General features: G+C 49.7%; 13 protein-coding genes. 7 read left to right on the top strand and 6 right to left on the bottom strand.

Annotated elements, in window-relative coordinates:
• Positions 1 to 71: 71 nt before the first annotated feature.
• From CBE73_RS18940 to CBE73_RS18930, 3 genes are all read right to left on the bottom strand, one after another.
• On the bottom strand, positions 72 to 1,022 hold the full coding sequence (locus tag CBE73_RS18940) for a glycine betaine ABC transporter substrate-binding protein (RefSeq protein WP_094095564.1): 951 nt from the start codon (positions 1,020 to 1,022) through the stop codon (positions 72 to 74).
• 88 nt (positions 1,023 to 1,110) lie between these two features.
• Positions 1,111 to 1,959 carry an ABC transporter permease gene (locus CBE73_RS18935; protein WP_094095563.1) on the bottom strand — a complete coding sequence of 283 codons (849 nt, stop codon included), beginning with the start codon at positions 1,957 to 1,959 and terminating at the stop codon, positions 1,111 to 1,113.
• Positions 1,934 to 3,154 carry a quaternary amine ABC transporter ATP-binding protein gene (locus tag CBE73_RS18930; protein WP_094095562.1) on the bottom strand — a complete coding sequence of 407 codons (1,221 nt, stop codon included), beginning with the start codon at positions 3,152 to 3,154 and terminating at the stop codon, positions 1,934 to 1,936. Before CBE73_RS18930 ends, CBE73_RS18935 begins: the two co-directional genes overlap by 26 nt.
• Before the next feature lie 392 nt (positions 3,155 to 3,546).
• On the opposite strand from CBE73_RS18930, the gene CBE73_RS18925 reads away from it, so the two are divergent.
• Both CBE73_RS18925 and CBE73_RS18920 read left to right on the top strand, forming a co-directional pair.
• Complete coding sequence (locus CBE73_RS18925; protein WP_094095561.1) at positions 3,547 to 4,092, top strand: GbsR/MarR family transcriptional regulator; 546 nt, start codon at positions 3,547 to 3,549, stop codon at positions 4,090 to 4,092.
• A 137-nt stretch (positions 4,093 to 4,229) separates the two neighbouring features.
• Entirely contained in the window at positions 4,230 to 6,632 is a 2,403-nt protein-coding gene (locus tag CBE73_RS18920) for an alpha/beta hydrolase family protein (RefSeq protein WP_094095560.1), read from the top strand.
• Between the two features lie 43 nt (positions 6,633 to 6,675).
• Here the strand turns inward: CBE73_RS18920 and CBE73_RS18915 are convergent, their stop codons facing one another.
• Positions 6,676 to 7,557 carry a LysR family transcriptional regulator gene (locus tag CBE73_RS18915; protein WP_244905552.1) on the bottom strand — a complete coding sequence of 294 codons (882 nt, stop codon included), beginning with the start codon at positions 7,555 to 7,557 and terminating at the stop codon, positions 6,676 to 6,678.
• 214 nt (positions 7,558 to 7,771) lie between these two features.
• Here CBE73_RS18915 and CBE73_RS18910 point away from each other — a divergent pair, with 214 nt between their 5' ends.
• The 4 genes from CBE73_RS18910 to pstB all read left to right on the top strand — a co-directional run bounded on the left by CBE73_RS18910 (position 7,772) and on the right by pstB (position 11,400).
• Positions 7,772 to 8,734 carry a phosphate ABC transporter substrate-binding protein gene (locus CBE73_RS18910; RefSeq protein WP_094095558.1) on the top strand — a complete coding sequence of 321 codons (963 nt, stop codon included), beginning with the start codon at positions 7,772 to 7,774 and terminating at the stop codon, positions 8,732 to 8,734.
• A gap of 108 nt (positions 8,735 to 8,842) precedes the next feature.
• On the top strand, positions 8,843 to 9,742 hold the full coding sequence (gene pstC / locus CBE73_RS18905) for a phosphate ABC transporter permease subunit PstC (protein WP_094095557.1): 900 nt from the start codon (positions 8,843 to 8,845) through the stop codon (positions 9,740 to 9,742).
• A complete protein-coding gene (gene pstA / locus CBE73_RS18900; protein ID WP_094095556.1) occupies positions 9,739 to 10,626 on the top strand; it encodes a phosphate ABC transporter permease PstA in 888 nt (295 codons plus the stop codon). Before pstC ends, pstA begins: the two co-directional genes overlap by 4 nt.
• A gap of 18 nt (positions 10,627 to 10,644) precedes the next feature.
• On the top strand, positions 10,645 to 11,400 hold the full coding sequence (pstB, locus tag CBE73_RS18895; RefSeq protein WP_094095555.1) for a phosphate ABC transporter ATP-binding protein PstB: 756 nt from the start codon (positions 10,645 to 10,647) through the stop codon (positions 11,398 to 11,400).
• Between the two features lie 117 nt (positions 11,401 to 11,517).
• Here the strand turns inward: pstB and CBE73_RS18890 are convergent, their stop codons facing one another.
• Both CBE73_RS18890 and CBE73_RS22000 read right to left on the bottom strand, forming a co-directional pair.
• Positions 11,518 to 12,084: a GbsR/MarR family transcriptional regulator gene (locus CBE73_RS18890; protein ID WP_094095554.1), complete on the bottom strand. Its 567-nt coding sequence runs from the start codon at positions 12,082 to 12,084 to the stop codon at positions 11,518 to 11,520.
• Positions 12,085 to 12,355: 271 nt separating this feature from the next.
• Positions 12,356 to 12,499, bottom strand: a complete 144-nt coding sequence (locus CBE73_RS22000; protein WP_157739625.1) for a hypothetical protein — start codon at positions 12,497 to 12,499, stop codon at positions 12,356 to 12,358.
• A 263-nt stretch (positions 12,500 to 12,762) separates the two neighbouring features.
• Here CBE73_RS22000 and CBE73_RS18885 point away from each other — a divergent pair, with 263 nt between their 5' ends.
• The gene (locus CBE73_RS18885; protein ID WP_094096418.1) at positions 12,763 to 13,953 is read left to right on the top strand and encodes a cation:proton antiporter; all 1,191 of its coding nucleotides are present in this window, start codon (positions 12,763 to 12,765) and stop codon (positions 13,951 to 13,953) included.
• Positions 13,954 to 14,018: the final 65 nt, after the last annotated feature.

The raw sequence follows: 14,018 nt of genomic DNA, 5'->3' as shown, positions 1-14,018 counted from the left end.
GATCCTGCCAAGTTATTTTTGGCAAGCTTTATGAACCGTCAAGACGTTCAAACCCGTCATGGGAACCGTTCTTATTTATCCTTCAAATCCTCGATGGAGCTAATGTCCATATAAGACGGTACAACCAAACCTGTCTTCACGCCGGTCATGTTGGCTCCCAGGTCTTCCAGCTGGTCTTTAAACTGGTTCCAGTAGTCCGCATGTGTCAAAGGCAGCCATGCAGCTACCGAAGCATCGGCATCGCCGTTCGCTATGCCAGTCCACATCGGGCCTGCTTCAACCTGCAGCGCGGTTACTTTATAGCCCAGTTTGCTTTCAAGCACATATTTCAGCAAATTCGTGCTGGCAATCTCCGAATCCCAAGCCACATAAGCCAGCTTAAGCGGTTTGCCGTCTACAGGTTTCAATCCTTCGATCCAAGGAGCAATGGCATCTTCATTAGCGTCCGCCCAAGCTTTGGCAGCAGCTTCCGGCTCCTGGCCTTCCTGGATCGCCGTCATGATTTCACCCATCTGCTTGTCGGTCCAGGCAAAACGGTCCAGGAATTCATAAGCCGTCGGCTCGTCTTCTTTGAGACCTTTACGGGCGATCGTATGAATTTCTTCGGCTTCGCCGTAGACTTTCTTCGGATCCTCGAGATACTTCAAATCGTATTTGGAGAACATCCAATGCGGCGTCCAGCCGGTGATGATGATAGGGTCCTCATTCTTAATCGCTTTGTCTAACGCAGCCGTCATAGCGGCACCGGAACCTTCAACCAGTGTCCAGTTATCCAAGCCGTAGTCTTGAATAGCCTGAGCCGTAGCTTTCATGATGCCTGCGCCCGGATCGATCCCGATAATCTGATGCTTCACCTGATCTCCAATGTTAGCTGTAGCGCCGGCATTTCCTCCTTCGGCAGCGTTGTTGTTCGTTCCCGATGCGCCGTTGCGATCCGGATTACAGGCAGCAAGTCCCGCTGCAAGTACAACCGAAACAGCCAGCAAACCTACACTTCTGAACTTCAGCTTCTTGAATTTCATCTTTCTTATCACTCTCTTTCCGTAAATTTGTCGATTCCAATTTCCCCCGTAAAACTTCTAACCTCTAGCTTCTAGTGACAGCTTAGCTTTAAGCGGCCTGTTTCTTGCGTTTGGTCCGAGGCTTGATCAGATTTTGACTCAAACGGTCAAGCACGATGGCAAGCACAACGACAACAATACCCGCCTCAAAGCCTTTACCAATCTGCAATTGGGTCACCGCACGATAAACCTCGGCGCCGATGCCTTGCGCTCCGATCATCGAAGCGATAACAACCATGGATAAGGACAGCATAATGGTCTGGTTGACGCCGGCCATCAAGGTTGGCAGCGACAAGGGCAGCTGAACCTTAAACAGCTTCTGCATCGGCGTAGAGCCGAAAGCGTCTGCGGCTTCCACCAGTTCGCCCGAAACCTGCATGATCCCAAGCCGGGTCAAACGGATCGTTGGCGGAATAGCGAAAATAACAGATGCGATGACGCCTGGCACAACGCCAAGGCTGAAGAAAGTCACCGCGGGAAGCAGATATACAAAAGCCGGCATGGTCTGCATGAAATCCAGCAGCGGAATAATCACGCTGGAGACAGATTTCTTATAAGCACACCAGATGCCGATCGGAATCCCGATAATAATGGAAATCAATCCGGAAGTAATAACCAGGGCCAGGGAATTCATCGTTTGCGTCCAGTAGCCAAGATCGTACACCAGCAGAAATCCAATCATGGAGAACAGTGCCAGCGGCAGCTTGCCCGCATAATAAGCTATGAGTCCCAAAATTACGATAAACAGAAATGGATGCGGCAGTAAAAAGATATTGGCGAAGAAATCTACAACGCCTTCTATAACTGTAGAAATTCCATCAAACAGTGGACCGAGATGAGCGGACATCCAGTCCACCAAACTCTGAATCCAATCAGATAGCGGCAGTTTCGGAAGCATGATCATCCCCCCTTTCCAGTTCTGACCCGCCGGCAAGCGCACCCAGCAAAGCTCCGCGGATAATTACGCCAATCAGACGATTCTGTTCGTCTACGACGGCAAGCGGCAGCTTGGACGTGCTTGTCAGTTCAAACAGCTCGTTTAAGACACGGTCCGGAGATACGGTAGGCGTCTCCCGGATCATAATATCTTCCAGCGACTTCTTGCTGCGAATGGCCTCGGAAGCATCCTCCGCCGTAATGATGCCAAGAAGCTTCTTGGAACGGTCGATGATAAAGAGGTTCGAAATCCCTCTCTCCCGCATAAGCTCCAGTGCTACACGCGGACCCCGATCCAGCGTAATCGTCTCCGGCCGCCGCATCACATGGGAAGCCGTCAGCACCTTCGACAAATCCACGTCTTCCACGAATCGTTCCACATAACGGTTGGCCGGATGAATCATAATCTCCTCAGGCGTACCGATCTGCACCACAGCACCGTCTCTCATCAAGGCGATCCGGTCGCCAATCCGCAAAGCTTCATCTAAATCATGCGTGATAAACACGATCGTTTTCTTCATTTTCTCCTGCAGATCCAGCAGTTCATCCTGCATATCCCGGCGAATCAGCGGGTCAAGCGCACTGAAGGCTTCATCCATCAGCAGCACTTCCGGATCGTTCGCCAGAGCCCGGGCCAGACCGACCCGCTGCTGCATGCCGCCGCTGAGTTCATCCGGCATCTTGTCTTCCCAACCTTTAAGGCCGACAAGCTCAAGCGCCTGCGCTGCTTTTTCCGCGCGTTCCTTCTTATTTACTTTCTGGACCTCAAGTCCGTATTCCACGTTCTCCAGTACCGTCCGGTGCGGGAACAATGCGAATTTTTGGAAAACCATGCTGATCGTCTTACGCCGAACCTCGCGAAGCTGTTCACGATTCAACTTGAGCAAATCTTTGCCGTGAACCAGAATCTGCCCGCCTGTCGGCTCAATCAGCCTGTTCAGCATCCGAACCAGTGTGGACTTGCCGCTTCCCGACAATCCCATAATGACGAAAATTTCGCCTTGTTTAATATCAAAGCTGACTTGGTTGACACCAACCGTGATGTGTTTCTCTTTGGCCAGCTTCTCCTTGCCCCAGCCTTCCTCAAGCAGCTTCATCCCCTGCTCGGTGTGGGGACCAAACAGCTTGCTGACCTGTTTCAATTCCAATATAGCCATGTAAACACCCCTTTTGTGGTCAATCTTTTCTTGTGGTCAAACTTCCTTATAAGATCTCTTTATTTAGGATCTCTTGGTTTAGGCTGCCTGTAACGCCCAGTCTTCAGCATACGCTTCCGATCCGCCGTCTGCAGCCGAAGTTCGCCTGTCGGTCCAATGGAATGTACCTATTGTAACAACAAGCCGCGCCATATATCAACCTAAAAATCCGTACGTATAGTACGTACAGAAAAAACTGTACAAAGTATATCTCTATTTTCCTGCCATATGCTTCTAAATGCTGCCTAGATTGCTCCTTTACTTCCTAAGGGCGCTTCATTACAATGAACCATATTCAAATTGAACCTCCACTGCTTAGAGGTTTCCGCATAGGAATAGGAGGAAGAACAATCATGGTCCAGGACCAATTAACGGAAGAGCAGCAGGCTATTATTCTGAAGATACGAAAACGTGTCATTGAACATATAGGCATCAATATGGATTTGTACGGACTTACGCAATCGGCAGGCCATTTGTATGGGCTGTTATTTTTCACGGGCAAGCCGATGACCCTCGACGAAATGGGCAGTGAAATGAAGATGAGCAAGACGAGCATGAGCACCGCAGTTCGCAGCATGCTGGATTTAAGAATGGTCAATAAAATATGGGAGAAAGGCTCCCGGAAGGATTTGTACGAGGTTGAATATGACTGGCATCAAACGTTTCTCGACTACTTTGCAATCCGCTGGAAAAAAGCCGTGGAAAGCAATCTGCTTGCCATCCAGAAAGGAATCAAGGAAACCGACAAATGCCTACAGGAGACGGACAGCGAAACGTTTAAAGCGGTGCTGCAGCGGGATAAAGAAAAGCTGCTGGAGGCCAAATCGTATTACCACTGGCTTGACCGTCTGATCGACGCGATGGAGAGCGGGGAAATATTTGATCTTGTGCCCAGATAGTTCTTTTAAAAAATGAAAAGCCTCCCCGCTGATTTCTTATCGGGTGAAGGCTTTTTTTCATGTTACAATGATGTTAGCAAATCCATTCCGTCGTGAACGGATTTGATTGTCATTTCTACATCATTACAGGAGAACTTATGGATACTCAACTTGAAGCGCTATATCCTGAACGTCCCCGGCTCAAGCCTCCGCTCAGGCAGCGGTTGAAAGCACGGGTGGCGGCTACTTACCGCTATGATACTTTATTTTGGCAGGTTTCGCTGTTCGGCCTCTGGGCGGTTGTACTTGCGGCCTTCACTTTAACAGCCCTGGGGCTGCCCACCGGCTTCGGTACCGCAGCCGATGTACTGATGTTTACGGCCGGCGGCACGATCGCCATGGCCGTCTGCGCCAATGCGATCGCCCTGCTGCTGGCGATCGCCGGCCTTCCCATGCCCCGGTTATACGTCGGGGCATGGCTGTTCACCGCTGGAGCCGTGCTGACCATCTTCCGCTACGCGGGAGCCAGATGGGACGTGTCGACGGCGGTGGCCTTGTTTGCCGCGTGCGCCGGCACGCTTGCCGGCTTCACGGCCGGCTTCCTGGCCAAGCCGCGGCTGCGGACGCGCCGCAGGCTGGCCATGTCCCTGCTGCCGGCGGCTGCGTGCGCCGTGCTGTTTTATCTGCCGCTGCATACGAGCGGCAGCAAGCCGGCCGAGGAGCCAGCCGTGGAAACGGCGGCTGGCTCCTCGGCCGTAATCAAAGTCGCCAATCCGGGGCTCCCCGGGGCGGCGGCTTACCACTATTTTACCTATGGCAGCGGTAATGACCGGCACCGGGATGAATTTGGCAAGGAAGCCGAATTTCTCTCCGATTCCGTAGATGCTTCCGCGTATATCTCCAAGTGGTCCAAAGCCCGAACTTCGTTCTGGGGTTTTGATCAGAAAGCCCTCCCGATCAACGGCAGGGTCTGGATGCCGGAAGGCAGCGGTCCCTTCCCGCTCATACTGCTGGTGCACGGGAATCATTTAATGGAAGATTTCTCGGATGAAGGGTACGCCTATCTGGGCGAGCTGCTGGCCAGCCGGGGATTCATCGCCGTTTCCGTCGACGAGAATTTCCTGAATTATTCGGCATGGACCGGTATTCCGGACAACGACATGAAAGTCAGAGCCTGGCTGCTGCTGAAGCACCTCCAGCAAATTGAACAATTTGCGGACCTCAGCGGCACACCCTTTTACAATAAAGTGGATTTTAATCGGATTGGTCTGGTCGGACACTCCCGAGGAGGCCAGGCCGTAGCGATGGCAGCGGACCCGCTCCGCTGGTTCCAGCGCGGGGATTCACTTGAAGATATCGACAAGTTCCATATTGTGAGCGTAGCCGCTATAGCGCCTACCGATAAACTTGTGGACAATAACCAGGCCAGACTCAGCAACGTGAATTATTTCTCCCTGCAGGGAGCTCAGGATGGCGATGTCAGCGATTTTTACGGGGACCGCCAATACAATCGTGCGACCTTTGACAAGGGAGCATCGACTTTTAAAGCTACTTTGTACGTCGAGGGGGCGAATCACAGCCAGTTTAATACGAGCTGGGGGCACTATGATTCCAGTTTACCCACCGGTATTCTGCTGAGCCGAAGCCGGATTATGGATGAAGACAGCCAGCGGCAAATCGCCAAAGTCTATGTATCCGCCTTTATGGAAGCGACGCTTCATGGACAATCCGAATATACGAAGCTGTTCCAGGATTACCGCAGCGGGCTGGACTGGCTGCCTGATACTTCGTATTTCAACCGGTATGAGGACGGTCATTTCACGGTACTGGCCGATTATGAGGAAGACAATGATCCGCATACGATTCGGGGCGGCGGCACTGCCGAAGCCCGCAATGTTCAGGTAGTAGAGGAACAAGCGAAGGACCGCGACAATGCCGCCAAGAAAGAGCGCGGAGCGGTGCTGGAATGGCCGAAACAGACGCAGGAGCCGGCTCAAACGAATGGACAGACACGGACGCAGGGGCAGACTCCAAAGCAGAGCCAGACGCCAGTACAAGCAGAAACGCCAACGTATGGGCAGACGCTGGCTCCGGCTTCCTCCGAATCTATCCCGGCCAACGAAGAGCCTTCTTATACGCTTCATTTGCGATCGGCCGGCAACAGCAGCCGGTTTATCTATGCCCTGTCGCATGCGGCTGGTTTATCCTTTTCAATGGTGAATTTGAACTATCAGATCCAGGCCGCCGATTCGCCCGATATCTCTCTGGAGCTGGCAGATGCGGACGGCGAACGGGTTAAGCTGCCGTTAACGGATTTTATGCCTGTAAAACCGCTACCCGTAAGCAAATTCACGATCAATTCTTGGCTCGATAACAAATTCGAAGGCGGCAAATATAAAGAAGCAACCGAAGCGGTTTTCCAAACCTATCGAATTGATTTCAAACCTTTTGTTGATCAGAATCCGGCTTTTAATCCAGGCAAACTTGTTTCCATTGCCTTCTATCTGGGCGAAGGGCCGGGCAAAGTGATGCTGAGCACGATTGGCTTATATTTGAAGTAGAAGTTATCCAACATCCGCAGGCGCTGTCTTGTCCCATTTTCATCTAGACTTTAGCCTTGAGCCGGTTTGACAGTTCCCGGATATACTCGGCGGACGGCTCGCCGCCATGGTGCAGCAGGCCAATTGTAAAAGATCTCTCCAGCAGTGTTCCCGGGACCGGGAACACTGCTATTTCTTTATCTAACTCCTCCAGTCCTTCCGAGGCTGTTCGAGTTGCGAACGCGGCCCCTATTCCCAGCCTGACCGCCTGAAGCGCAGCCGCAAAAGACGATACCACCGTCCCGATTTGCATGCTGAGCTTTCGTTTCCCGGCCCAGTTTAGGGCGGCCTGGGTTAAATAAGAGGAGGCGTCATAGCCGACCAGCTTCTCCTGCTGGATTTCTTCTTCAGAAAGCCTCTCCTCTCCCGCCCATTTATGCTGCCGGCTGCAGATGATGACCAGCTCATCCTGAAACAATTCTTCAAACCTTCCGCCTGCCTTGTCTGCCGAGCTTCGCTCGCTGATTACGGCGTCAAGTGACCCTTCCTCAAACCATGTGATTAACTCCTTCTCCGGCGCAAAACGAACCTCCAATTGCAATTCCGGATTTTCCGTCCCCAAATCCCTGAGCCCTTTCATCAGTACAGCTGAATAAACATCTTCGGCGCCGACCCGTAGCACGCTTGCTCCTGTCCTTTTAAACAGCTCAAGGGTCCGCTCAGCCTCGCTGTATAATGTCGTCATTTTCTGGGCATAGGGATAAAGAGCTTTTCCTGCCTCACTAAGCCACACTCTGCCGCTTCTGATTTGATATAAGGTTACGCCAAGCTCTTCCTCTAAACTTTTCATATGGAAGGTTACGGTGGGCTGCTTGATATGGAGCTCATTCGCAACGTCGGTTACCTTTTTATATTTCTCTATAAGAACTAAGATCTGTAATTTCAATAAATTCAAAGCAAGTTCTCTTCCTTTCTGTACGCTCTAAAATGATTATACATTTTATCTATAACATTTATAGAGAATCTATATCGAATTTTATTATTAAATTTACATTATTCTGACTTCTGTCAAATGAACGATTTTTATAATTAAAAATGTCGATGAGGACAAGATAACTTATCGAGAAAACAAATAAATCATTATGGGGGAATACTACGTCATGAAATTTGGTAAATCCGCAGTACTTGCACTTACACTTGCGTTCAGTGTCTCTTTGGCGGCTTGCGGCAACAACAATAACAGCTCTTCCGGCAGCAATGCTTCGGACAATGCATCGAATGCTTCCGCCGCGAGCAACACTGCTTCAACAGCTCCAGCTGAAACTTCCCTTAGCGGTTCCGTTATCGCTTCCGGTTCCACAGCCCTTCAGCCGCTCGTTGACCAAGTTGCTAAGAAGTTCTCTGAAACAAACAGCGGTGTTTCGATCCAAGTGCAAGGCGGCGGTAGCGGTACCGGCTTGACGCAAGTATCTGAAGGTCAAGTTCAAATTGGTAACTCTGACGTATTCGCTGAAGAAAAAATCGAAGACGCTGCTAAAGCTGCAGAACTGAAAGATCATCAAGTTGCTGTAGTCGCTATGGCTGCTGTAGTAAATAAAGAAGTTGGCGTAACCAATCTGACTAAACAACAGCTGGTTGAAATCTTCACTGGCAAAATCACTAACTGGAAAGACCTTGGCGGTAAAGATCAAGGTATTGTGATCATCAACCGTCCAAGCAGCTCCGGTACTCGTGCTACTTTTGAGAAATACGCTTTGGGTCAAAAAACTGAAGACCTGAAAGGTTCTATCCAGGAAGATGCTTCAGGAACAGTTAAGAAGCTGGTTACTGAAACTCCAGGAGCTATCGGTTACCTGGCCTTCTCTTACATCGACGATACAGTCCAATCTGTACAGTACGAAGGCGTAGATCCAACAACTGAGAACGTTGCTACTGGCAAATATCCGGTTTGGGCTTACGAGCACATGTATACAAAAGGTGATCCAGATGCCGCTACTCAAGCTTTCCTTGATTACATGGTATCCGATGAAGTTCAAAAAGGCGATGTTGTTGAACTGGGCTACATTCCAGTATCCGATATGAAAATTGTACGTGATATCGACGGCAACATCACTAATAAATAATTAGTTCATCTGTTAGGCACTTGTTTTGACAGGAGGCCGAAGGCGTTTGCCTTCGACCTCTATTTTCACGTTTTCCCTCTATAAATAATTCAAGAAAGAAGGCCATTCATGAACGAAAAACAAGAGACCCCTCTTCTATTCCGAAAGCATCGGGCCGAAGAATGGATCGGGCGAATATACACGACCTTCTGTGTAGTACTTCTTATTGTGATCATTGTTTCGATTGTTTATTATGTTGCCAGTAAAGGTGTTGCAACTTTCGCAATCAACGGCGTAAGTTTGTCCCAATTTCTGTTCGGACAAACCTGGCAGCCTGATTCCAATAAATTTGGTGCGCTGCCTTTTATTTTCGGCTCTTTTGTCACATCACTTCTGGCGGCGGTTATTGCCAGTCCCTTAAGTGTGTGTGCCGCTCTTTTTATGACGGAAATCACCCCTAACTGGGGAAAAAAAGTGCTGCAGCCCGTTGTTGAACTTCTGGCTGGTATCCCGTCTGTCGTTTATGGCTTTATCGGTCTTAGTGTATTGGTTCCTTTTTTGCGGGATGTGTTTCCGGGTCAAGGGATTGGCGTTGCGGCTGGTTCGATCGTCCTGTCGATTATGATCCTGCCTACCATTACAAGTATTGCGACAGATGCTTTGAGCTCCCTGCCTCGCAATCTTAAAGAAGCGTCATACGGTTTGGGAGCCACACGCTGGCAGACGATTGCAGGCGTTGTCATCCCAACTGTCTTGCCTTCCGTCCTGACGGGGGTTGTTCTCGGCATGGCACGTGCTTTCGGGGAAGCTTTGGCTGTTCAAATGGTTATCGGGAATGCGCCGCATATCCCAACCTCACTGTTTGAATCTGCTTCTACCCTGACTAGCGTGATCACGTTAAACATGAGTAATACCGTAATGGGCTCCGTTCAGAACAATGCATTGTGGAGTATGGCGCTGATCCTGCTGCTCATGACCTTTGTTTTTGTCCTGATTGTGCGACTGCTTGAAAGGAGGACAAGAATTTGAGCGCAAAAGTTAAAGACCGGATTGCCACCGGCGTCATTATCTTCTTTTCCGTATTGATTATTGCCATTCTCGTAGGGATGCTCGGTTATATTATGGTCCGGGGAATCAGTCATATCGATTGGCATTTCTTGACTTCCGAACCGGAGACGATCAAGGCTGGGGGCGGAATTGGGCCCGAACTGTTCAATTCGGTATATTTGCTGATTCTGACCTTAATCATTACCATCCCGCTTGGTATCGGAGCGGGCATATACATGGCCGAATATGCGAAAGAAGGACGGATTACGGCTTCCATACGTCTGGTTGTTGAGGTCCTGTCTTCCTTCCCGTCCATCGTCGTTGGTTTGTTTGGTTTGCTCGTTCTGGTTAATACCTTTAATTTCGGATTCTCCGTCTTATCCGGCGCCTTGGTGCTGACGATCTTTAATATGCCGCTGATGGTTCGCGTCACTGAGCAGGCGTTCCACAACGTGCCTATCGAACAAAAGGAAGCCGGTCTAGCAATGGGATTATCCCATTGGAAGATCATCACCTCCATTCTGTTCCCGGTTGCACTCCCTGCTATCATCACCGGTACCATTCTTGCTGCGGGACGGATCTTCGGTGAAGCCGCTGCTCTGCTGTTCACCGCCGGTTTGACGACACCGAAGCTGGATTTCACCGACTGGAATCCAACAAGCCTGCATTCGCCGATTAACCCGCTGCGGCCTGCCGAAACGTTATCCGTTCACATCTGGAAGGTGAATAGTGAAGGCCTTTCGCCAGATGCGGCCCAAATTGCTGCCGGTGCATCCGCTGTGCTCGTCATCATGGTCCTGCTCTTTAACCTGCTTGCCCGATGGATCGGCAGATTGCTGTACAGAAAGTTTACTTCCATTAAATAAGAATTGGAGATCGATGAAATGACGGATATTCTTCGCACCGAAGATCTGAAGATTTATTACGGTCAAAATGAAGCCGTTAAAGGCGTCGATTTGTCCTTCTCGGAAAGTTCGGTTACCGCTTTGATCGGTCCTTCCGGCTGCGGCAAATCTACATTCCTTAGAGCCTTGAACCGCATGAATGATGAAATTCCGGGTTCCCGCATGACCGGAAATATCTGGATTGACGGTAGAAATATAAATGCTCCCGAAACGGATGTTACGGTACTGCGTCAAAAAATCGGGATGGTTTGGCAGCGTCCAAACCCTTTCTATAAATCCATCTACGCCAACATTGCGTTTGGCCCCAGATACCATGGAATCAGAAATAAAGCACAGCTGGATGAAATCGTCGAAGACAGCCTGCGTAAAGCCGCTTTATGGGACGAGGTTAAAGACCGTCTTCACTCTTCGGCTTTGTCCCTTTCCGGCGGACAGCAGCAGCGTCTGTGCATCGCACGCGCTTTATCCGTACAGCCCAAGATTCTGCTGCTTGACGAGCCGGCGTCGGCGCTTGACCCTGTCTCTACCTCCAAGATTGAAGAAACCATTCTTCAGCTCAAGGAACAGCTGTGCATCGTAATTGTGACGCATAACATGCAGCAAGCGGCCCGGATTTCCGGCCATACCGCCTATTTCTATATGGGCAAACTTATTGAATATGATGAGACCGAGAAGATTTTCACCAATCCTTCCGAACCAATGACCCAAGAATACATCTCGGGCCGTTTCGGTTGAGGCATTACATTCCTTCTTCTCTTTCCCTTTTGCTTTAAACAAACAGCGACAGGCTAGAGACCTTATTGGGTCCAGCCTGCCGCTGTTATTTATACAGCTATGATGATTTCACTTCAATCAGGAAAGCTCCTTGGGAATCCAATCAAAGATTTCCCCGCTCTCCATCGCATCAATTAAACGATCCAGCCAGGCATAATAGGCCATGGCGTTCTCCATTTTATTCTTATCCTGAAGCAGGATCTGACGAAATGCATCCGCTTCATCTTCCGGCTGTGACTGAAGCAGCAAACGGTTAATTTCCGCAAGGGAACGGCGTAAAGCATTCCGGTTACTCTCGACGGCTCTCCTCCACTCTGTAGCGAAGAAATCAGCAAAGGTCTGATGCCAGTCATACTCCACTTCATATAGATCCTTACGGGAGCCTTTCTCCCAGACTTTATTAACCATTTTCAAATCAAGCAGCTTACGCACCCCGGTGCTCATACTTGTCTTGCTCATCTTCATTTCCTGGCCCATTTCATCCAGCGTCATTGGTTTATCGGAGAAAAACATCAATCCGTACAAATGCCCCGTCGACTGGGTAATGCCGTACAAATCCATGTTGCTTCCAATGGTTTCGATGACTCTCTTGCGAATACGGGCAACCTCAGCTTGTTCTTCCGGAGTAAGCTGTTCCAAACCCATTGCTGCTAACCTCCCGTGAAATGTCTCCTGCTGCCGTATGACTAATTAGGACTAATCCTGCGGCTTATGCCGAGCTATGTACATTCTTGTCTTATTGTATGAAAGTGAACCCCAAAAGTAAAGAATACAAGAGCCCGAAGAACATGTATAAACCTTCCCTCGACTGGAGATATTTAAAAGGATAAATCAACAAAACCACTCCGGGTAACCCCGAAGAGGTTTTGTCAATCATACCCTGTTATAGCTAATTGCTTCTACTCAACCTAAAGAGTTACAGCCAGAAGGTTCTGGAGATGATGACGAGCAAGATGAACAATACGAGGATGATGCCGGTGGAAGTGAATCCAACGCCTGGACCAACCGGGCCTACATCGACGCCACCCACACCACAACCGCAATCTCCAACATTATTCATTCCGAATTCCTCCTTAAGTTCAACTTCAAGGGCAGTATATGTCCTTATCGCTCATAAGGCATAAACTAAAGTCCATCTCTGAAGAAAAGGGCAATTTAAGTTTATTTAAGGGCGCATCCATGGTATACTTAGCTTAAATTTAAAATAAGCGACAACTGGAGGAGCCTGCCAACGCAGGCTCCTTTATGCCTTTTTTTGGGTTGAAATCTGTGGATCCCCTGCGTTTGCGGCTTACTTTTGTTTGCTGGGAAAGGGGTTTTGTCATGGAATTCGTACTGACCTTATGTTTGATTTTAATCGTAACCAAATTGGCCGGCCATGCGGCGGCCAGACTGGGACAGCCTTCTGTATTAGGTAAATTGATCTCAGGGATCATCGTGGGTCCCGCTGTTCTCGACTGGGTGCATGATGCTGACTGGATTCATATTTTCTCTGAAATCGGGGTTCTGCTGCTGATGTTTATTGCCGGTCTTGAAACCGACCTTAAGCAGCTTAAAGAGAACTGGAAGACGGCTGTAGCCGTTGCTCTTGGCGGCATTCTTATGCCTTTGTTCGGCGGTTATGCCGCCGCTTTGGCCTTTGGCCTCAGCCAGTCCCATGCCTTGTTCCTGGGTCTGCTGCTCTCGGCTACTTCCGTCAGCATTACCGTTCAAAGCTTAAAGGAAATGGACCGTTTGAAATCCCGTGAGGGCTCGGCCATTCTTGGAGCTGCCGTAATCGACGATGTTGTAGTTGTGCTGCTGCTCGCCTTTATGCTCAGCTTCCTGGGTGCCAGTAACGGCGGGGATTCCCTGCTCTGGATTACAGGCAAGAAGCTGATTTTCTTTGGCGTATCCATAGCGGGAGCCTGGCTGCTTGTCCCGTTGGTCATGAAATTGTTCGGCAGGCTTAAAGTGACCGAGACCGCCATTACCGCCGGCTTGATCGTCTGCTTTGGCTTCGCTTATTTTGCCGAAATCATGGGTGTAGCCGGAATCATCGGCGCCTTCATCGGTGGTATTGCTGTTTCTGCTACTCCTTCGAAACATAAAGTCGAAACCCGGATCGAACCGATTGCTTATGCGCTGTTTGTGCCTGTCTTTTTCGTCAGCATCGGCTTAAAGGTCAGCTTCGACGGCGTACTCGAACAGCTGGGTATCATTGTTGTGCTAAGTATTGTTGCCATCTTGACCAAATGGATTGGCGGAGGCCTGGGAGCCAAATTAACAGGGTTTTCCCTGCGGTCTTCATCGGCAATTGGAGCCGGGATGGTCTCCCGGGGTGAAGTTGCCCTGATCCTGGCCGCAACGGGACTGACCTCCAATCTCCTGGCCGAGTCTTATTTTACAACCATTGTGATTGTGGTTATGATTACAACCCTTGTGACCCCGCCATTGCTGAAAGCAACCTTCCCTCGTCATGAAGGTAAAGGGCAGAAGTCTCCAGCAAATTCTAATAGGCCGAACAACCATTAAGGCCAAAATAAACAAACCGCAGAACAAACTTGCTTAAGCAAGTTTGTGTTCTGCGGTTGTTTTGC

Origin of the sequence: Paenibacillus physcomitrellae (genome assembly GCF_002240225.1) — a bacterium.
GTDB classification, from domain to species: Bacteria; Bacillota; Bacilli; order Paenibacillales; family Paenibacillaceae; genus Fontibacillus; species Fontibacillus physcomitrellae.
This window is presented reverse-complemented; position numbering and strand designations above follow the sequence as displayed.